Below are 18,706 nucleotides of genomic sequence, written 5' to 3' on the forward strand. Positions count from 1 at the left end.
CAAACCAATTGCTCTGAGGGAGGAAATCTCATGGCCACTGCCTATGATGTGATCGTGATCGGTGCTGGCCCCGGCGGCTATGTTGCCGCCATTCGGGCCGCGCAACTCGGCAAGAAAGTCGTGATTGTCGAGCGCGAGAATCTGGGTGGCATCTGCCTGAACTGGGGCTGCATCCCGACCAAGGCTCTGCTGCGGTCAGCCGAGGTGTTCCACCTCATGCACCGGGCCAAGGAATTTGGCCTTGCCGCCACTGGCGTCAGTTTTGACCTTCCCGCCGTCGTGGCACGGTCACGGGGGGTGGCGAAACAGCTGTCTTCCGGCATCGGCCACCTGATGAAAAAGAACAAGATCGCCGTCGTCATGGGGCAGGCCACGATCACCGCCAAGGGCAAGGTGACAGTGAAAACCGACAAGGGCAGCGAAGACCTGACCGCGCCTGCCATCATCCTTGCCACCGGCGCACGCGCCCGCGAACTGCCGGGGTTGGAGGCGGACGGTGATCTGGTCTGGACCTATCGCCACGCCCTGCAACCGAAACGGATGCCCAAGAAGCTGCTGGTGATCGGCTCAGGTGCCATCGGCATCGAATTCGCCTCTTTCTTCAACACGCTGGGCGCAGATACCACCGTGGTCGAGGTGATGGACCGCATTCTTCCCGTCGAGGATGCCGAGATTGCCGCCTTCGCGAAGAAGCAATTCGTAAAGCAGGGCATGAAGATCATGGAAAAGGCGGCGGTCAAGAAGCTGGATCGCAAGCCGGGGCAGGGCGTCACCGCCCACATCGAAGTGGGCGGCAAGATTGAGACGCACGAATTCGACACGGTCATCTCTGCCGTTGGCATCGTGGGCAATATCGAAAACCTCGGGCTCGAGGCGCTTGGGGTCAAGATCGACCGCACCCATGTGGTGACCGATGAATTCTGCCGCACCGGCATCGACGGGCTTTATGCCATCGGCGACATTGCAGGTGCACCATGGCTTGCCCACAAGGCCAGCCATGAAGGCGTGATGGTTGCCGAACTGATCGCGGGCGGTCATCCGCACCCGATCAAACCCAATTCGATTGCAGGCTGCACCTATTGCCATCCTCAGATCGCCAGCGTCGGCCTGACCGAGGCCAAGGCGAAAGAGGCAGGCCATGACATCAAGGTTGGCCGCTTCCCCTTTATCGGCAATGGCAAAGCCATCGCGTTGGGGGAATCCGAGGGGATGATCAAGACGATCTTCGATGCCAAGACGGGCGAGCTTTTGGGCGCGCATATGGTCGGGGCCGAGGTGACGGAACTAATCCAGGGCTATGTCATCGGCCGCACGCTGGAGACGACAGAGGAAGATCTGATGAACACCGTCTTCCCGCATCCCACCCTGTCGGAAATGATGCACGAATCCGTGCTCGATGCCTACGGCCGCGCGCTACACTTTTAGTATTCGGGGGCCTCGCAGCCGCCCAGTTGCGCGCCAAGGGCGCGTGTCAGCACCGCCTCGCGCGACAGGCCAGCTTCCAAAAGGAAGTCGGCCTGTTCTCTATAGGCTTCGGCCTCCAGTGCGGCGGGGCATGGCACAGCACGATCCCGCCCCGCCCGATACTGCGCGGCGTGCACCAGTTCGTGCAAAAGAAAGCTTTGCCCATAGGCCGTGCGCAGGTCCAGATCGGGCGCAAGGTCGATCCGCCCCGTCATCGGATCATAGGCCCCGGCCTGCGACCGCTGCACCGCCCCAGCCACGGGAAGGGCGAAGGTGATTTCTGGACAGACGGCCCCCGGCGCATAGCCCAGCCTTTCGGCAATCCGCGCCTCCATGTCCATGGCGAGCGCACACATATCACTTGCTAGCGCGGGCGCGGGGGCAAGAAGAACAAGCGTCAGGATCAGGCCACGTGTCATCTTTCGGATGCTAAACCGTTGCCTGTTCGTTGCAAGACCTTCATACGGATGTCGTACCCGCCCGCTTGAAGCCCGCAGCCCTTGGCCCTAGGGTCGCGCGCGCAACAGATAAAGCGACATGCGCACCCTTTTCACCATCCTCGCCCTCTGGCTGGCCGGCCTCGGCTCTGCCGCGCAATTCGGCAAGCTGTCCTTTGCCTTCGATCTGATGGCCGACCGCTACCCAGAACAGGGCGCGGCGGGCATCGGGCTGATCGTGTCCATCGTCGGCATTGTCGGGCTGATCTTCGGCACCACCGCAGGCCTGCTGGTCGCCCGCATTGGCCCGCGCCGGGCCATCGTGGCGGCGCTGGCGCTTGGTGCGGTGGTGTCTGCCCTGCAAACCCTGCCGCTGCTTTATGCCGCCCTGATCCTGACCCGCGTGCTCGAAGGAGTGTCACATCTAGCCATCGTCGTGGTCGGCCCGACGATGATCGCGGGCCTTTCCCCGGCGCGACATCAGGGCCTGGCCATGACACTCTGGAGCAGTTTCTTTGGGGTGACCTACGCCTTGCTTGCCCTGATCGCGCCGTCGCTGTTGGCTGTCGGCAGCATCACCTATCTTTTCCTAGGCCACGCAGTATGGATGGCGGCATTGGCGCTGCTTCTGTACATCCTTCTTCCGACTGACCCTGCTGCCCCGCCCTTACCTTCGCTCGGCGGTCTGATCCGCCAGCATGGCACCATATACGCCTCGCCAACCATCGCGGCTCCGGCGATGGGCTTTGTGTTTTACACCGCGCTTTATGTGGCGCTGCTGACGCTGCTGCCCCCGCTGCTGCCCGAGGGGCAAAGGGCCCTTGCCGCCGCAGGGATGCCGCTTCTGTCAATCGGTGTCTCGCTGACGCTTGGGGTCTGGGGCCTGAACTACATGACCGCTGTGCGCATGGTACAAGCGGGCTACGCCGCCGGGTTGGTGGCAACACTCGCCCTATGGGCGGGCTGGGGGGAGGGGACCGTTACCCTTCTGGCTGCCTTCACCTTGGCCGGGGCCATGGGCATCGTGCAGGGGGCAAGTTTCGCCTCGATCCCGCAACTGAACACCACGCCCGAAGATCGCGCCCGCGCCTCTGGGGCTGTGGCGCAGCTTGGCAATTTGGGCACCACATCGGGGACGCCGATCCTCGCGCTGCTGATCGCTGGTATGGGGCCGAGCGGCGTAATCGCCTTTGCGCTGCCGCTCTGCGCAGCGGGCATCGCTGTCCACGCCTGGCAGGCAAGCCGTCGCGCCCATCAGGCGTGACGCTGCACAGGCCCGCCGCAACCGCACCAATCGCCAAACCCGCCGATGTTCACGGCCTCATGCCCGAACCGTTCCAGCAGTTCGACAGCCCGCCCTGCGCGCGCGCCCGCTGCACAGAATACCGCAACTGGTTTGCCGTTAAGCCGCGCATCATAATCTGGCGCGCGCGGATCGGCGCGCAGGGGCAGCAGGCCCAGCGGAATATGGATCGCCCCCTGCGCCGTGCCGGAAGAGGCAAGCTCGCCTGCTTCGCGCACATCCAGAAGGACGATCTCACCTTTGGCGGCCAGATCGATGGCTTGGGGAACAGAAGTAATCGGGGTCATGGGGGCAACCTATTGTGACGGACTGTTGCGGATAACATATGCGGAAAAACGAATATGTAAAGGCCCCATCCGGTTGCGCATAAAGCCTGAGCATTTCTCGGCGCTTCCTGTCTTTGTTCACTCAATGTTCACATTTTTACATTGGAGACTCGCGCCGCATGGCCTATCTACATCGCATCCGTCCGGGGGAATGGGCATGGCCGAACAGAAGTTCATCGAAGTGCGCGGTGCGCGCGAACACAATCTTAAGGGCGTGGATGTCAGCATCCCGCGCGACCAGCTGGTTGTGATCACCGGCCTTTCTGGATCGGGCAAGTCCTCGCTCGCCTTTGACACGATCTATGCCGAAGGCCAGCGCCGCTATGTGGAATCGCTGTCGGCCTATGCACGGCAGTTCCTCGACATGATGGGCAAACCCGATGTCGATCATATCAGCGGCCTATCCCCCGCGATCAGCATCGAACAGAAGACCACGTCCAAGAACCCGCGCTCTACCGTTGGCACGGTCACTGAAATCTACGATTACATGCGCCTGCTGTTCGCGCGTGTTGGCACCCCTTACAGCCCCGCGACTGGCCTGCCGATCACTGCGATGCAGGTGCAGGATATGGTCGATGCCGTCATGGCCATGCCGGAAGGCAGCCGCGCCTATCTCCTCGCCCCGATCATCCGCGACCGGAAGGGGGAATACAAAAAGGAATTCCTGGAACTGCGCAAACAGGGGTTCCAGCGTGTGAAGGTCGACGGCACCTTCTACGAACTCGAAGAACCGCCAACGCTGGACAAGAAGTTCCGCCATGACATCGACGTCGTCGTCGACCGCATCATCGTGCGCGAAGGGCTCGAAACCCGCCTTGCCGACAGCTTCCGCACCGCGTTGGACCTTGCCGATGGCATCGCCATCATCGAAACCGCACCGGGTGAAGGCGAAGGCGATCCCCAGCGCATCACATATTCCGAAAAGTTCGCCTGCCCGGTTTCCGGTTTCACCATCTCGGAAATCGAACCGCGCCTGTTCTCTTTCAACGCGCCCTTCGGGGCCTGCCCGGCATGCGATGGCCTTGGGGTGGAATTGTTCTTTGATGAACGCCTCGTCGTCCCCGATCAAGGGCTGACGCTGATGCAGGGCGCGCTGGCGCCTTGGGCCAAATCCAAAAGCCCCTACTTCACGCAAACCATCCAGGCCCTTGCAAAACATTACGAATTCGACGCCAAAAAGAAATGGAAAGATCTGCCCGCCCATGTGCATCAGGTCTTCCTCCACGGTTCGGGTGATGAAGAGATCCGCTTCCGCTATGACGAAGGCGGCCGGATCTATGAGGTCTCTCGCGTGTTCGAAGGCGTCATTCCCAACATGGAACGCCGCTACCGCGAAACCGACAGCAACTGGGTGCGTGAGGAGTTTGAGCGCTATCAGAACAACCGCGATTGCGGCACCTGCCACGGCTATCGCCTTAAGCCCGAGGCACTGGCGGTAAAGATCGCAGGTCTGCATGTCGGCCAGGTTGTCCGCATGTCGATCAAAGAGGCCTATGCCTGGATCGGCAGCGTTCCAGAAAACCTGACCAACCAGAAGAACGAAATCGCCCGCGCTATCCTTAAGGAAATCCGCGAACGTCTTGGTTTTCTTGTCAATGTCGGGCTGGATTATCTAACACTGTCGCGCAACGCGGGCACGCTGTCGGGCGGTGAATCCCAGCGTATCCGTCTGGCGTCGCAAATCGGTTCTGGCCTGACGGGCGTTCTTTATGTGCTCGATGAACCCTCCATCGGTCTGCACCAGCGCGACAATGACCGTTTGCTTACCACGCTGAAGAACCTGCGTGATCAGGGCAACACGGTGCTTGTTGTGGAACATGACGAAGACGCGATCCGCGAGGCGGATTATGTCTTCGACATCGGCCCCGGCGCAGGCGTCCATGGCGGCCGCGTGGTCAGCCACGGCACGCCGGAACAGGTGGCCGCCGATCCCGTAAGCCTGACAGGCCAGTATCTTTCCGGCCAGCGTGAGATTTCGGTTCCAAAAACCCGCCGTGCGGGAAATGGCAAGAAACTTACTGTGGTTGGCGCCACCGGAAACAACCTCAAGAACGTCACCGTCGATTTCCCGCTGGGCCGCTTTGTCTGCGTTTCAGGCGTGTCGGGTGGGGGCAAATCCACACTGACGATCGAGACACTGTTCAAGACCGCCGCAACCCGCCTGAACGGTGCGCGGGAAACGCCGGCGCCCTGCGAAACCATTCGCGGCTTTGAACATCTGGACAAGGTGATCGACATTGATCAACGCCCCATTGGGCGGACTCCACGTTCAAACCCAGCCACTTACACCGGGGCTTTCACGCCGATCCGCGACTGGTTCGCCGGCCTGCCCGAGGCAAAGGCGCGCGGCTATCAACCCGGCCGGTTCAGCTTCAACGTCAAGGGCGGCCGGTGTGAGGCTTGCCAAGGTGACGGCGTCATCAAGATCGAGATGCACTTCCTGCCCGATGTCTATGTCACCTGCGAAACCTGCAAAGGCGCGCGTTACAACCGTGAAACGCTGGAAATCAAATTTAAGAACAAAAGCATATCAGACGTTCTTGATATGACGTGTGAAGATGCGCAAACCTTCTTTGCCGCCGTGCCAGCTATCCGCGAAAAGATGGATGCGCTTTGCCAAGTGGGCCTTGGCTATATCAAGGTTGGCCAGCAGGCGACCACGCTTTCCGGGGGCGAAGCGCAGCGCGTAAAGCTCTCCAAGGAGCTCGCACGTCGTGCAACAGGCCGCACGCTTTACATCCTCGATGAGCCCACAACCGGCCTGCATTTCGAGGATGTACGCAAACTTCTTGAAGTGCTGCATGAACTTGTCGACCAGGGCAACACGGTGGTGGTGATCGAACATAACCTTGATGTCATCAAGACTGCCGACTGGATCATCGACATCGGTCCCGAAGGCGGCGATGGCGGGGGTGAGGTTGTGGCCCAGGGCACGCCCGAAGATGTGGCCAAGAATGAACGCAGCCATACCGGCCGCTACTTGCGTGACATGCTCAAACCCAAGCGCGTCGCGGCCGAATAGTCAACCGCCGCCCAAAATCGGGCGGCGGCGCGTTCTTTTCGAGATATCACGACCGCTTCATCGGGCAGGTCGAAAGCCCCAGAATGGAATAGAGGGGGCAGGAAGACAGCAATCCCGTGGCCAGCGGCACGATGCCAATCAGATAGGCCCAGCGATAGGTTGCATCCGCATTCAGGAAAAATCCGGCAAGCAACGCAAGCCCGACGACGATCCGAAGGATGCGGTCAATTCCGCCAACATTGGTTTTGAACATGGTCGTTCCCTTTCCGGTGGTCGGCCCGGTTGGTCCGGGTCATGCGAAAACATAGCAAATTTCGAATGCGTTGTCTGTGACTTCGTCACATCCCGTAGCAGCGCGCTGGGGCAAGTTACTGCCCTGCCGCCCGTCGCAACGCGGTCAAATCGCGCAGATGCACTTCACCCCGGTCCCGCACCACCCATCCCGCCTTGGCAAAGGCATCCAGCTTGCGCGACACGACCTCGCGCGCGGATCCGATACGGGCGGCAATCTCGGCCTGCGTGGCGCGCACCACCTCATCCTCGGCCAAGGCCAAAAGCACCTGCGCCAACCGCTCATCAATCCGGCCAAAGGCCACCGATTCCAGCAGTCGGGTCAGATCCGCCATCCTTTGCCCGAAGCAGCGCAGCACAAAGGCGCGAAAGGCCGGGTCACTTTCCATCAGCCGCAGGAACATCGGCTTGGGGATGCGCACCACCTCGGTCTCCATCACCGTCGCAGCAGTGCCCGAATAGGGTTCATCCCCCAGAAGACCCAGCGTCGTCTGAATGCAGCTTTGGCCCGCTTCCACGGCATAAAGCAGAATCTCGCGGCCCGATGGCCCTGTCAGGCAAACCTCGATCCGCCCCGACAGAACCATGGGAAAGGCTTGCGCCCGATCCCCCTTGGAAAACAGATCCAGCCCGCGCGGCAGAACCCGGCTTTGCAAGCCTGCCAGTTCGGCCCGCGTCTCTGCCCTCAGGTCACCAAGTACGCCCAACCAATCCATGCCACTCTCCTAGCCATGCTCGCCAGAAAAGCATTGCAAGGTAATGGCAATCAAGCCGCCAAAGACAAAGGGCCGCCCGTCGGCGACCCTTTGCAAGAAATCCGTTCGGCACAGGCCCAGATCAATCCATCGGCTTGAAGTTCAGGCTTGCGCCTTCCTTGATCCCCGAAGGCCAGCGCGAGGTGATGGTCTTGGTCCGCGTGTAAAAGCGAAAGGCATCGGGGCCGTGCTGGTTCAAATCGCCAAAGGCCGATTTCTTCCAACCGCCAAAGGTGTGATAGGCCAGCGGCACCGGGATCGGCACGTTGATCCCGATCATGCCGACATTCACCCGCGCCGCAAAATCCCGCGCGGTATCGCCATCGCGGGTATAGATCGCGGTGCCGTTGCCATATTCATGGTCCATCGCATAGGCCAGCGCCTCTTCGTAGGTCTTGGCGCGGACGGTCGAAAGCACAGGACCAAAGATTTCCTTGCGATAGATGTCCATGTCGCGGGTCACATGGTCAAACAGATGCGGGCCGACAAAGAACCCGTCTTCATATCCCTGCAACTTGAACCCACGCCCATCGACGACAAGCTTCGCACCCTGTGCCACGCCCGATTCCACCAGCTTCAGGATATTCGCCTTCGCCGCCGCCGTGACGACCGGGCCGTAATCCACATCGTTCCCAGCAGTATAGGGGCCGACCTTCAACTTCTCGATCCGGGGGATCAACTTTTCGATCAGCCGATCGGCGGTCTCATCACCAACCGGCACGGCGACGGAGATTGCCATGCAGCGTTCACCCGCCGCGCCATAACCCGCACCCACCAGGGCATCCGCGGCCTGATCCATGTCGGCATCCGGCATGATGATCATATGGTTCTTGGCACCGCCAAAGCACTGCACGCGCTTGCCGTTGGAACAGCCCCGACCATAGATGTATTCTGCAATCGGGGTGGACCCAACGAAACCGATCCCCGCGATGATCGGATTGTCCAGGATCGCATCGACCGATTCCTTGTCGCCGTTGATCACTTGCAACACGCCATCAGGCAGCCCGGCCTCCTGCATCAGTTCGGCCAGCATCAGCGGCACTGACGGATCCCGCTCTGACGGCTTCAGGATGAACGCATTCCCGCAGGCCAGCGCCGGGCCCATCTTCCACATCGGGATCATGGCCGGAAAGTTGAACGGTGTGATCCCTGCCGCGACGCCGATGGGTTGGCGCATCGAATACATGTCGATGCCCGGCCCGGCGCTGTCGGTGAACTCACCCTTGAGCAGATGCGGCGCGCCGATGCAGAATTCCATCACTTCCAGCCCGCGCTGAATGTCGCCCTTGGCATCGGGGATGGTTTTCCCGTGCTCGGATGAAAGCGCCTCGGCCAGCTTGTCCATATCGCGGTTCAGCAGGCGGACGAATTCCATCATCACCCGCGCGCGACGCTGCGGGTTGGTCGCTCCCCACTTGACCTGGGCCTTGGCCGCATCTGCGGTGGCGGCGTCCAATTCGGCCTTTGTGGCCAAAGCCACGCGCGCCTGCACCTCACCCGTGGCTGGGTTGAACACATCGGCAAACCGCCCCGATGTGCCCGCCACATGCTTGCCGTTGATCCAGTGACCGATCTCTTTCATCGTCGCCTCCCAAAAAATTCGTTACCGCCACAATAGCCTTGCGGAAATGCGCCATAAAGGGGCAAGATTTCAAAAGCGCTTTGCAGGATTGCAAAACATGGATTGGGATGACCTTCGCATCTTTCTGGCCGTTGCCCGCAGCGAAAGCCTGTCGGGCGCGGGCAAGCGGCTGAAGATCGACGCCGCAACCGTTGGCCGCCGCATCGCCCGGTTGGAAGAGTCGATGGGCGCCCGGCTCTTTGCCAAATCCCCCCAAGGCTATACACTGACCGAGGAGGGAACCCGCCTGCTGCCCCATGCCGAACGGGCTGAGACGGCGCTGCATGGCGCGCGCGAGGCGTTGTCGGGGCCAGAAGGGCTGTCAGGCCAGATCCGCATCGGTGCGCCGGACGGTTGCGCCAATTATCTGCTGCCACAGGTTCTGGCCGCCATCTGCGACGCCAATCCGGGGCTAGAAGTGCAGATCGTCGCCCTGCCGCGCGTCTTCAACCTGTCAAAACGCGAGGCAGACCTCGCCATCGCCGTCAGCCGCCCAACGGCGGGCCGGTTGACCGTGCAGAAGCTGACCGATTACCGCCTGCACCTTGCCGCCCACCCCGATTACCTGGCCCATTCTGCGCCGCTTGTCACGCAGGCCGATTTGAACAGGCACCGCCTCATCGGCTACATCCCTGATATGATCCACGACAAGGAACTCGATTACTTGTCGGAACTTGGGGCAGGGACCGTGGCGCTGGCCTCAAACTCCGTCTCGGTGCAGCTCAACTGGCTGCGCGCCGGGGCAGGGGTGGGGGTGGTGCATGACTTCGCCCTTCCCGCCGCGCCGGAACTTATCCGGCTTATTCCTGATCAGGTCGCGCTGACGCGCAGCTTCTGGCTGATCCGCCACGCAGATGATGGCCGCGTCGCACGGTTGAACCGCTTTGCCGATCTGCTGGCGCAGGGTCTGCGCCGCGAAGTGGCCCGGTTGGAAGCACTGGCAACCCGCGCCTAGGAATTGCAGGAAGGGTAGGGTGGTTCCTCGCCCTCAACCACTGGGCACAGCCGCAACGACAGGACCGTCTCAAAACGGGGAAGCCAGATATCGGGATCGGGGGGCACCGTCGCCCCGCGCTCTGCCCATTGCAGGGTAAAGACATCCTCCCCGGATATAACCACAAGGATCAGCGCGCTTTCCGTCTCTGCACCCGCAGCACCGCAGGAAAACAGCACCAGATGCGCCGCGTCGCCGCCTGCCACCTGCTGCGCGCCCTCATCCGATCCGCGATAGCTTTCGGGGCAACTCTCGCGAAATCCGGCTCCAATTGCCGCCGCCACGTCCAGCGGGGCAGGCATCTGCGCCGCCAGCCCCTTCGCCCCTGAAAGCGTGATCATCTCGCTCCAGCCTTCAACGCTCTCGCCCTCGGGCACGAACTCCAGCAGATAGCTTCCGCCCTCCTCATTTTCACAGGCACCGAGAAAACCCTCGGGCAATGCAAAGGCCGCGATCCGGTCATAGACCCGCGCGGTGGCCGTCACCTCCTGCGCGTTGGCAGGCAGTGCCGAGGCCAGAAGACCGGCCATTACAAACACAGACAGGCGCATGATCCACTCCACCGCTCGACAGCCAAAGGATGTCTTTCAAACCCCTGATCTGTAAAGCCTCATGCAATCGTTGACAGAAATCCCGGCCCGGCGCAGCATCGAGGGCCGAAGAATGGAGAGGGAGGAATCCATGCTTGTCAGCCAAATCCTGAAGTCCAAATCGGATGACAGTGTGGTCACCGTTGTGCCGGGAACAACGGTTGCCCAGACAGCGGAAATCCTGTCATCGCGCCGCATCGGTGCGGTCATCGTCTCGCCCGATGGCAAGCGCGTCGCAGGCATCGTGTCGGAACGCGACATCGTGCGCGAAATCGGCCGGCGTGGGATCACCTGCATGGCGGATACCGTCGACAGCATCATGACCGCCAACATCGTCGGCTGCCGGCGCGAGGAACAGGCCAATGAAGTGCTGCAAAAGATGACCGACGGTCGTTTCCGCCACATGCCCGTGATGGATGGCAACCAGATGGTCGGCTTCATCTCCATCGGCGATGTGGTCAAGGCCCGCCTGACGGAACTGGCCATGGAAAAGGACGCGCTCGAAGGCATGATCAAAGGCTTCTGATCACAGCGCCGCCGGTTCACTTTGGACCTTGCGCTATTCCGCGCAATAATGTTGCGTGCAGCCACCGCATAAACGGGGGAGTGAACCCATGCGTATCGGCCTCTATCCGGGCACTTTCGACCCGATCACGCTCGGCCATGTCGACATCATCCAGCGGGCGATGGCGTTGGTGGACCGGCTGGTGATCGGCGTTGCAATCAACCGGGACAAAAGCCCCCTTTTCTCGCTCGAAGAGCGTGTGGCCATGGTCGAGGCGGAATGTTCCGCCATCACGGCCAAGACTGGGGGTGAGATTGTCGTCCATCCCTTCGAAAACCTGCTGATCGATTGCGCCCGCGATGTGGGGGCTTCGGTCATCGTGCGCGGTCTGCGTGCCGTGGCGGATTTTGAATACGAATTTCAGATGGTTGGCATGAACCGCGCGCTGGATGCCTCCATCGAAACGGTCTTCATGATGGCTGATGCCCGCCGGCAGGCGATCGCGTCGAAGCTGGTCAAGGAAATCGCGCGTCTTGGGGGGGATGTGTCGAAATTCGTAACTCCCCCGGTGCAGGCGGCCCTGGCGCGTCGTTTCGGGTGAAACGAAAAAGGGGGCCATCCGGCCCCCTTTTCCCCGCTCGACACGGATTGAATTCCTTATTTGCCGTAAACGGCCGCCCAGGCGATATGATGGGCGTCTTCCGGGAAGATCCCCAGATCCAGCGCCACGTCGCGCGGCATGCGGGCGATCTCGTCACGCGTGTTGCGGTAAACGGCCCGATTGGCGGCGGCAGCTTTCAGAGTTTCGATCAGTTTCATTTGTTCTTTCCTTTATGTCACCAAGGGCTTTTCGGTTGTCCCTTCGGCGTGCCACATAGATGGGCCTGTTTCGCACCCGCAGCAACCACCATGCCGGGGAAGCCGTCATGCATTGGGCGCATAGCTATGAACGAAAACGCAGGGCTTCCTTCAGCTGCGTCACCCATGGTGGGGCAGGGGCCGCCTCTGCCGATCCGGGCGCCTTGCCATCCACCGAAACGCCGCGCTTTTCCGCGCTGGCCTTCACCGCAGCGGCCAGTTGCGGTGCCTGCTGCATCAGTTCGCGGAACGCTGCCTCTGACAAGGTCACCAGTGTCGTATAGCTGATCGCCCGCACCGTCGCTCGTCGCGGCCGCCTTTGCAGCACGGACAGATGTCCGAACATCTCACCATGCCCCAACAGGTGCCGCCCATCAGCAAGCTCTGCCTCCACCGCGCCCGAGGCCACGAACCACACCCGATCCGGCAGGTCTTCCCGCCGGATCAGCACATCGCCCGGCTTGGCATAAACTGTCCGCAGCCGCCGCACGAGTTGCTGCAACGTCGGTTCATCCAGCCCGGCAAACAGTGTGAAACCGCGTACGATATCAACCCGCTGCATCCGCAGATCAAGCCGTGGGCGCGCGGCCAGCTTTGCCCGTTGGTCGTTAATCCGCTGCTGCAGCGCCATCTGCAATTCCGGCCCGATCAGCCCGTCCTGCGTATACTGGTCATATTCCAGCTCCTCCTGCCGCAGGGCCAACCGCCGGATCAACCTCCGCTCCACCTCTTCGGCATAGCCGGGAAACTGGATGCGCAACCCCTCCAACTCGCGCCCTGTCTCTTCGATGCGCGAACGGAGCAGGTCCTGCAGCAGCGATGCCACCCGCCGCCCATGGATGCGCAGGATGCGCCGCTCTACAAACCGCCTAAGCGCCCGCAGTGCCTGTTGATGCCCGACCAGCAACTCGAACCGGTCCGCGATCAGGTTCTGCAGCCCCGCCTTCAGCCGGAACCGCGTATAAGCCCATTCCGCAAGGTCCAGACGCCGCCCCCGCCCCAGCGCCCGCCGCGCCTGCGCGCGATAGGCGCTGCGCCCTGATACACGCGCCGCTTCGATCAGCCGGTCAGCATCGGCCAGCATCCGTTCCGCCACCCGGGCCGAGATCAGCCCGTCGCGAAACGCATCCAGCACCAGATCGCGCTCATGCCCGGCCATCGCCACCATGCCCAGCGTCACCCGGTCCTTGTCCAGGATGTCCGTCGCCTCATCCGCGCTTTCCACCGCCTGATTCAGCCGCTCGCCAAAGCGAACGGCCTCTTCGCGGATGATTGCAGGTGTCAGGTCTAGTTGCCGCACCGTATCGGCCACCGTCTCGCGCACATCTTGCAACGCCACGGCGACCACCTGTTCAGAAAGCGCCCGGTCCAGCGGCGACAGCCTGTCCAGCCGCAGCTTGGCAATCAGCAACCGCAAGGTGGTGCCCTGCACTAGCAGCGTGAACAGCACGAAACCGGTCGCCACGATGCCCACCTGGCGCTTCACCTCGAACGGGATCGCAGCGTTCTCCGTCACTGCCAGCGCCAGCGCCAGCGTCACCGCCCCGCGCAAGCCCCCCCACAGGATCGCCACGCGATAGGCCCGCTCCACGCGCGGCGACAGCCGGGCAAAGGTCAAAAGCGGCAATATCCCCCACAACACGATGGCCCGCGCCACAAAGGCAGCCGCCACCACCACCGCCACCAGCAATAAATCATGCGCCCGCGCTTGGGCCAGCGCGCTTGGCACCAGCAGTGCCGCCAGCACAAAGATCAACCCGCCCGCCCAATAGGCCAACAGGTTCCACGCATCGCGCAACAGCGTAAGGGCAGGGGGCGCCACCCGCCCCGGCGCCAACAGGTTGACTGTCATCCCCGCCGCCACTGCCGACACCACGCCAGACCCGGCCAAAAGCTGATCCGTGACCAGAAAGGTGGCAAAGGGCAGGGCGAAACTCACCGACAGCTGCGCCAACGGAAAGGCGTTCATTCCCCCCATCACCGCCACGGCCAACCGGCCCAGCACGCCCCCCACTACGGCGCCGGAAAAAATCATCCAGGGAAGTTGCAGCAGCACCGTCAGCGGATCGGGCGCGCTATCGCCGCTCTGGATCGCAACCAGAAACACCGAAAACAGCGCAATCGCCGCCGCATCGTTCAGCAGGCTTTCCCCTTCGACAATCCGCGCCAATCGTTGCGGCGCAGGTGTCGCGCGAAAGATGCTGACCACCGCCGATGGGTCGGTGGTTGATACGATGGCCCCCAGCAGCAGGCAGGCTAGCAGGGGCAACCCGCTGAACGGTTGCAAGGCCAGCGCGATCACCACGGTGGCCACGATCACCGCCACCACCGCCAGCGTCAGAACCGGCACCCAGTCATCCATCAACCGCCGCAGGTTCAGCGTAAGCGACACCTGAAACAGCAGGATCGGCAGCAGCACATAGATGAACACATCCGATGAAATTGGCAGGTTCAGGATCGCCAGCGCCACCGGGTTCAGCGCATCCGTCACATCGGTCCGCCAGAACCACGCTGCCCCGCCACCAATCGCCATCCCCAGCGCCGCCAGCAGCACCGCCGTCGGCAGCCGCAACCGCGCCGCCAACGGCTCGGCCAGCGCGATGGCCAGAAACAGCCCTGTCAGAATGGCAATGATGACAACAAGATCCATCCTGCACAGATAAACGAATTCACCGCCTGCAAAAGCAAAGACCGGTCACAATGCGTGACCGGTCTGAAACATGCCCAAACTGTGGAAGGTTCAGATCAACTTGCCCATCGCAACGGCGGTATCTGCCATGCGGTTCGAAAATCCCCACTCATTGTCATACCAGGTCAGGATCGAACAGAACGTCCCGTCCATCACCTTGGTCTGATCCATGTGGAAGATGCTCGAATGCGGGTCGTGGTTGAAATCCGCCGACACATTCTTGAACAGCGTATAGCCAAGAATGCCCTTCATCGGCCCATCCGCGGCCGCCTTGATCGCGGCGTTGATCTCTTCCACGCTGGTCGCGCGCTTGGCGAGGAACTTCAGGTCCACCACCGAAACGTTCGGCGTCGGCACGCGGATGGCAAAGCCGTCCATCTTGCCCTTCAACTCGGGCAACACCAGACCCACCGCCTTGGCCGCGCCGGTGCTGGTGGGGATCATCGACAGGGCCGCCGCGCGACCGCGATACAGATCCTTGTGCATCGTATCCAACGTCGGCTGATCACCGGTGTAGGAATGGATGGTGGCCATCATCCCTTTCTCGATCCCGATCACGTCGTTCAACACCTTCGCCACCGGAGACAGGCAGTTGGTGGTGCAAGACGCGTTCGACACGACCAGATCATCCTTGGTCAACGTGTGATGGTTCACGCCGTAGACGATGGTCTTGTCGGCCCCGTCCCCCGGCGCGCTGATCAGCACGCGCTTTGCGCCGTTTTCCAGATGGGGCAGGCACTTCTCCTTGCTGGTGAAGATGCCCGTGCATTCCATCACGATGTCGACATGCCCCCAGGGCAGGTCTGCCGGGTTCTTGATCGCCGTCACCATCATCGGCCCACGGCCCACGTCGATCCAGTCATCGCCGGTGGTCACCACACCAGGAAACCGCCCGTGCACCGAATCGAACCGCATCAGATGCGCGTTCGTCTCGACCGGGCCCAGATCGTTGATTGCCACGACCTCGATATCCGTGCGGCCGGATTCGATGATCCCCCGCAGCACGTTTCGCCCGATCCGACCGAATCCGTTGATGGCGACTTTGACGGTCATGGAATGTCCTCCGACGATGGGTAAAGCAGCGAATCCGCTGCATTTGATAGCGCTAACATCCGCAGAAACTGTAACAATTCAACCCGACTCTCGCCGATCAGCGCCAGAATGCCAAGAATTCGATAAAGACGAAGAATTTTCTCATCAGAAACAGCAGCGCTTCGCCATCATTGGCGACAATATCCAACCCGATCAGCCCGATCAGGCACAGTCCAAGCACAAGCGCGATACGGTCTGTCACGACCCCTCCTGATCAGTGGAGGAGCCGCCCCATCACCCCGGCCACATCGGCCATCCGGCAAGAGAAGCCCCACTCGTTGTCATACCATGCCAGCACGCGCACCGTGCGCCCACCCACAACCTTCGTCTGGTCCGGCGCAAAGATAGACGAATACGGCGTGTGATTGAAGTCGATGGATACCTTTGGTTCCGGATCATAGGCCAGCACCATTCCCATATAGCCCGCCGCCGCCTCGCGCACGAGTTCGTTCACATCGGCCACGCTAACCGATTTGCCTGCCACAAACGTCAGGTCCACCGCGCTTACATTGGGTGTTGGCACCCGGATCGCCGTTCCGTCCAGCCGACCGGCCAGTTCTGGCAACACCTCGCCCAGCGCCTTGGCGGCGCCGGTGCTGGTGGGGATCATCGCCATCGCCGCCGACCGCGCGCGATACAGGTCTGCATGGCGGCGGTCCAGCGTCGGCTGATCACCCGTATAGGAATGGATCGTCGTCATGATCCCCGATTCAATTCCGATGGCGTCGTTCAACACCTTCGCCAAAGGTGCCAGGCAGTTGGTCGTACAAGACCCGTTCGACACCACCAGATGATCCGCTGTCAGGCTGCGGTGGTTCACCCCGTACACAACCGTCTTGTCCGCCCGCTTGGCCGGGGCGGACACCAGCACCCGCCGCGCCCCGCGCCCCAGATGTACGGCCGCCTTGTCGCGTTCGTTGAAATTCCCGGTGCATTCCAGCACCACATCCACACCGTCCCAATCCAGTTCGTCCGGATTGTAGGTCGACATCACCCGGATCGGCCCGCGCCCCAGATCCAGCATCCCGCCGCTGACCTTCACCGTGCCGGGAAAGCGTCCATGAACCGAATCGTACTTCAACAGATGGGCATTCGTCTCAATCGGCCCGGTTGCATTGATCGCCACCACCTGCACGTCGTTTCGGTTGCTCTCCGCGATATGCGCCAGCGTGCAGCGCCCGATGCGACCAAAGCCGTTGATGCCGATGGTGATGGTCATTTGTGCCGCTCCAACCTGTTGCATACCGTGGGATGCAGCGGGCATACCGCGATGGGAAACACGCGAAAAGGATAAAATACGCGCGAAAACAATGTGTTAACGCAAACATCTAAGGTTTGCGCTAACATCCCGCAGCCTTTGCCAAAATCGCCCAACCGGGCTATGACGATGGCACATAGGAATAGGAAGATTTGCATGAGTGGTTTGCTCGCCCTGCTGGATGATGTGGCCGCCATTGCCAAGGTCGCAGCCGCCTCTGTTGATGACATTGCCGCAGCCGCCACCAAGGCCGGGGTCAAAGCGGCGGGTGTGGTGATCGACGATGCTGCTGTCACGCCCAAATACGTTCATGGGTTTGAGGCGGACCGCGAACTTCCCATCATCTGGCGGATCGCGCTGGGGTCGGTCCGCAACAAGCTGGTCATCCTTTTGCCCGCCCTGTTGGCGCTGGATCATTTCCTGCCGCAGGCCATTACCCCGCTTCTGATGCTGGGCGGGGCCTACCTCTGCTTTGAGGGCGCGGAGAAGGTCGTCCACGCCTTCGCCCCCCATGCCGATCACGCTGTCGCGGAAGATTTCGATCCGAAAGATCCCACCCGGCTTGAGGAAGAAAAGATCGCAGGCGCAATCAAGACCGACTTCATCCTGTCAGCAGAAATCATGACCATCGCACTCGCCACCATCGAAAGCCCCAGCTTCTGGATGCAGGCCATCACGCTGGCGGTGGTGGGCATCCTGATTACAGTGGCCGTCTATGGGGCCGTCGCGCTGATCGTGAAGATGGATGATGTCGGCCTGCACATGGCCGCCACAGGCCGCACCGGGGCAGGGCGCGCCCTTGGGCGCGGGTTGGTTCTGGCCATGCCGAAACTGATGGCGTTCCTTTCCGTCGTCGGCACCGCCGCCATGCTCTGGGTCGGCGGCAACATCGTCGTGCATGGGTTAGAGGTGACGCATCTTTGGGTCTGGCCCTATGAAACCATCCATCACATCGCCGATGCAGCATCGGCGGCCATTGGCAAAGCGCAAGGTCTGGTTTCCTGGGCAGTCACCGCCTTTTTTGACGGGATCTTCGGCCTGATTCTGGGTGTGCTGCTGATTCCGGTCGCCACCCGCATCATCGGCCCCCTGATCGCCGCGCTTCGCCCCGGCAAGGCCAAGGCATGACCGATCGCTTTGGTGATGTGGCCACGCTGGCCGGGCGCATCCTGATCGCCGCGCTGTTTCTTGCCGGAACCGTGCAAAAGGCGGCCAACCCGCTGGCGGTGGAAAGCCTGCTTTCCGCGCGTGGCTGGCCGGAATGGCTTGTCTGGCCCGCGCTGGTCTTCAATCTGCTGGCTGCACTGGCCTTGATCGCAGGTTGGCGAATTCGCCCTGTAGCAACGCTACTGGCCGCCTATTGCGCGGTGACCAGCCTGTTCCACTTCATCCCCACCGATCCGTGGCAGATGTCGATCTTCGTCAAGAATTGGGCGATTGCAGGCGGTTGCCTGATCCTCGCCGCGCATGGCGCAGGGTGTTACACCCTGCGCCGCTAGCG

19 protein-coding genes are annotated in these 18,706 nt (G+C 61.7%); 8 read left to right on the plus strand and 11 right to left on the minus strand.

Going from position 1 to position 18,706, the window contains the following annotated elements; all coding sequences use genetic code 11:
* Positions 1 to 30: 30 nt before the first annotated feature.
* Entirely contained in the window at positions 31 to 1,425 is a 1,395-nt protein-coding gene (gene lpdA, locus RSE12_11950; GenBank protein ID WRH61103.1) for a dihydrolipoyl dehydrogenase, read from the plus strand.
* On the opposite strand, the gene RSE12_11955 is transcribed toward lpdA, so the two are convergent.
* Positions 1,422 to 1,883, minus strand: a complete 462-nt coding sequence (locus tag RSE12_11955) for a DUF6647 family protein (protein ID WRH61104.1) — start codon at positions 1,881 to 1,883, stop codon at positions 1,422 to 1,424. The genes lpdA and RSE12_11955 overlap by 4 nt on opposite strands.
* Before the next feature lie 118 nt (positions 1,884 to 2,001).
* On the opposite strand from RSE12_11955, the gene RSE12_11960 reads away from it, so the two are divergent.
* Positions 2,002 to 3,165 carry an MFS transporter gene (locus RSE12_11960; GenBank protein ID WRH61105.1) on the plus strand — a complete coding sequence of 388 codons (1,164 nt, stop codon included), beginning with the start codon at positions 2,002 to 2,004 and terminating at the stop codon, positions 3,163 to 3,165.
* On the opposite strand, the gene RSE12_11965 is transcribed toward RSE12_11960, so the two are convergent.
* A complete protein-coding gene (locus tag RSE12_11965) occupies positions 3,156 to 3,491 on the minus strand; it encodes a rhodanese-like domain-containing protein (protein WRH61106.1) in 336 nt (111 codons plus the stop codon). The genes RSE12_11960 and RSE12_11965 overlap by 10 nt on opposite strands.
* A 196-nt stretch (positions 3,492 to 3,687) precedes the next feature.
* On the opposite strand from RSE12_11965, the gene uvrA reads away from it, so the two are divergent.
* On the plus strand, positions 3,688 to 6,552 hold the full coding sequence (gene uvrA / locus RSE12_11970; protein WRH61107.1) for an excinuclease ABC subunit UvrA: 2,865 nt from the start codon (positions 3,688 to 3,690) through the stop codon (positions 6,550 to 6,552).
* Between the two features lie 46 nt (positions 6,553 to 6,598).
* Here the strand turns inward: uvrA and RSE12_11975 are convergent, their stop codons facing one another.
* The 3 genes from RSE12_11975 to RSE12_11985 form a co-directional block, all read right to left on the minus strand.
* Positions 6,599 to 6,805, minus strand: coding sequence for a DUF2892 domain-containing protein (locus RSE12_11975; GenBank protein ID WRH61108.1), 207 nt, complete (start codon positions 6,803 to 6,805; stop codon positions 6,599 to 6,601).
* 115 nt (positions 6,806 to 6,920) lie between these two features.
* On the minus strand, positions 6,921 to 7,559 hold the full coding sequence (locus tag RSE12_11980) for a Crp/Fnr family transcriptional regulator (GenBank protein WRH61109.1): 639 nt from the start codon (positions 7,557 to 7,559) through the stop codon (positions 6,921 to 6,923).
* 121 nt (positions 7,560 to 7,680) lie between these two features.
* Positions 7,681 to 9,180: a CoA-acylating methylmalonate-semialdehyde dehydrogenase gene (locus tag RSE12_11985; protein WRH61110.1), complete on the minus strand. Its 1,500-nt coding sequence runs from the start codon at positions 9,178 to 9,180 to the stop codon at positions 7,681 to 7,683.
* Between the two features lie 97 nt (positions 9,181 to 9,277).
* Here RSE12_11985 and RSE12_11990 point away from each other — a divergent pair, with 97 nt between their 5' ends.
* Positions 9,278 to 10,174, plus strand: a complete 897-nt coding sequence (locus RSE12_11990) for a LysR family transcriptional regulator (protein ID WRH61111.1) — start codon at positions 9,278 to 9,280, stop codon at positions 10,172 to 10,174.
* Here the strand turns inward: RSE12_11990 and RSE12_11995 are convergent.
* The gene (locus RSE12_11995) at positions 10,171 to 10,764 is read right to left on the minus strand and encodes a hypothetical protein (GenBank protein WRH61112.1); all 594 of its coding nucleotides are present in this window, start codon (positions 10,762 to 10,764) and stop codon (positions 10,171 to 10,173) included. The genes RSE12_11990 and RSE12_11995 overlap by 4 nt on opposite strands.
* A gap of 130 nt (positions 10,765 to 10,894) precedes the next feature.
* Here RSE12_11995 and RSE12_12000 point away from each other — a divergent pair, with 130 nt between their 5' ends.
* Positions 10,895 to 11,329, plus strand: a complete 435-nt coding sequence (locus RSE12_12000) for a CBS domain-containing protein (GenBank protein WRH61113.1) — start codon at positions 10,895 to 10,897, stop codon at positions 11,327 to 11,329.
* A gap of 88 nt (positions 11,330 to 11,417) precedes the next feature.
* Entirely contained in the window at positions 11,418 to 11,909 is a 492-nt protein-coding gene (gene coaD, locus RSE12_12005; protein ID WRH61114.1) for a pantetheine-phosphate adenylyltransferase, read from the plus strand.
* Between the two features lie 56 nt (positions 11,910 to 11,965).
* Here the strand turns inward: coaD and RSE12_12010 are convergent, their stop codons facing one another.
* From RSE12_12010 to gap (RSE12_12030), 5 genes are all read right to left on the minus strand, one after another.
* Positions 11,966 to 12,127, minus strand: coding sequence for a hypothetical protein (locus RSE12_12010; GenBank protein ID WRH61115.1), 162 nt, complete (start codon positions 12,125 to 12,127; stop codon positions 11,966 to 11,968).
* Between the two features lie 124 nt (positions 12,128 to 12,251).
* Entirely contained in the window at positions 12,252 to 14,816 is a 2,565-nt protein-coding gene (locus RSE12_12015) for a cation:proton antiporter (protein WRH61116.1), read from the minus strand.
* Positions 14,817 to 14,906: 90 nt separating this feature from the next.
* Positions 14,907 to 15,908, minus strand: coding sequence for a type I glyceraldehyde-3-phosphate dehydrogenase (gene gap, locus RSE12_12020; GenBank protein ID WRH61117.1), 1,002 nt, complete (start codon positions 15,906 to 15,908; stop codon positions 14,907 to 14,909).
* A 97-nt stretch (positions 15,909 to 16,005) separates the two neighbouring features.
* Positions 16,006 to 16,149 (minus strand): hypothetical protein, encoded by a 144-nt coding sequence (locus RSE12_12025; protein WRH61118.1) that lies wholly within the window; start codon positions 16,147 to 16,149, stop codon positions 16,006 to 16,008.
* A gap of 12 nt (positions 16,150 to 16,161) precedes the next feature.
* The gene (gene gap, locus RSE12_12030; protein WRH61119.1) at positions 16,162 to 17,166 is read right to left on the minus strand and encodes a type I glyceraldehyde-3-phosphate dehydrogenase; all 1,005 of its coding nucleotides are present in this window, start codon (positions 17,164 to 17,166) and stop codon (positions 16,162 to 16,164) included.
* 195 nt (positions 17,167 to 17,361) lie between these two features.
* On the opposite strand from gap (RSE12_12030), the gene RSE12_12035 reads away from it, so the two are divergent.
* Positions 17,362 to 18,333, plus strand: coding sequence for a DUF808 domain-containing protein (locus tag RSE12_12035; GenBank protein ID WRH61120.1), 972 nt, complete (start codon positions 17,362 to 17,364; stop codon positions 18,331 to 18,333).
* Entirely contained in the window at positions 18,330 to 18,704 is a 375-nt protein-coding gene (locus RSE12_12040) for a DoxX family membrane protein (protein WRH61121.1), read from the plus strand. The genes RSE12_12035 and RSE12_12040 overlap by 4 nt, the downstream gene beginning before the upstream one ends.
* Positions 18,705 to 18,706: the final 2 nt, after the last annotated feature.

This window comes from Fuscovulum sp. (genome assembly GCA_035192965.1).
Classification (GTDB): Bacteria; Pseudomonadota; Alphaproteobacteria; order Rhodobacterales; family Rhodobacteraceae; genus Paragemmobacter.

What these genes read in the sequence shown, in the direction of transcription:
- RSE12_11995 (WRH61112.1), bottom strand. Translation starts at nt 10,764, where the DNA reads ATGCGCCTGTCTGTGTTTGTAATGGCCGGTCTTCTGGCCTCGGCACTG.
- coaD (WRH61114.1), top strand. Translation starts at nt 11,418, where the DNA reads ATGCGTATCGGCCTCTATCCGGGCACTTTCGACCCGATCACGCTCGGC.
- gap (WRH61117.1), bottom strand. Translation starts at nt 15,908, where the DNA reads ATGACCGTCAAAGTCGCCATCAACGGATTCGGTCGGATCGGGCGAAAC.
- RSE12_12000 (WRH61113.1), top strand. Translation starts at nt 10,895, where the DNA reads ATGCTTGTCAGCCAAATCCTGAAGTCCAAATCGGATGACAGTGTGGTC.
- RSE12_11965 (WRH61106.1), bottom strand. Translation starts at nt 3,491, where the DNA reads ATGACCCCGATTACTTCTGTTCCCCAAGCCATCGATCTGGCCGCCAAA.
- RSE12_11960 (WRH61105.1), top strand. Translation starts at nt 2,002, where the DNA reads ATGCGCACCCTTTTCACCATCCTCGCCCTCTGGCTGGCCGGCCTCGGC.
- uvrA (WRH61107.1), top strand. Translation starts at nt 3,688, where the DNA reads ATGGCCGAACAGAAGTTCATCGAAGTGCGCGGTGCGCGCGAACACAAT.
- RSE12_12015 (WRH61116.1), bottom strand. Translation starts at nt 14,816, where the DNA reads ATGGATCTTGTTGTCATCATTGCCATTCTGACAGGGCTGTTTCTGGCC.
- RSE12_11975 (WRH61108.1), bottom strand. Translation starts at nt 6,805, where the DNA reads ATGTTCAAAACCAATGTTGGCGGAATTGACCGCATCCTTCGGATCGTC.
- RSE12_12035 (WRH61120.1), top strand. Translation starts at nt 17,362, where the DNA reads ATGAGTGGTTTGCTCGCCCTGCTGGATGATGTGGCCGCCATTGCCAAG.
- RSE12_11985 (WRH61110.1), bottom strand. Translation starts at nt 9,180, where the DNA reads ATGAAAGAGATCGGTCACTGGATCAACGGCAAGCATGTGGCGGGCACA.
- RSE12_11990 (WRH61111.1), top strand. Translation starts at nt 9,278, where the DNA reads ATGGATTGGGATGACCTTCGCATCTTTCTGGCCGTTGCCCGCAGCGAA.
- RSE12_11955 (WRH61104.1), bottom strand. Translation starts at nt 1,883, where the DNA reads ATGACACGTGGCCTGATCCTGACGCTTGTTCTTCTTGCCCCCGCGCCC.
- gap (WRH61119.1), bottom strand. Translation starts at nt 17,166, where the DNA reads ATGACCATCACCATCGGCATCAACGGCTTTGGTCGCATCGGGCGCTGC.
- RSE12_11980 (WRH61109.1), bottom strand. Translation starts at nt 7,559, where the DNA reads ATGGATTGGTTGGGCGTACTTGGTGACCTGAGGGCAGAGACGCGGGCC.
- RSE12_12040 (WRH61121.1), top strand. Translation starts at nt 18,330, where the DNA reads ATGACCGATCGCTTTGGTGATGTGGCCACGCTGGCCGGGCGCATCCTG.
- lpdA (WRH61103.1), top strand. Translation starts at nt 31, where the DNA reads ATGGCCACTGCCTATGATGTGATCGTGATCGGTGCTGGCCCCGGCGGC.
- RSE12_12010 (WRH61115.1), bottom strand. Translation starts at nt 12,127, where the DNA reads ATGAAACTGATCGAAACTCTGAAAGCTGCCGCCGCCAATCGGGCCGTT.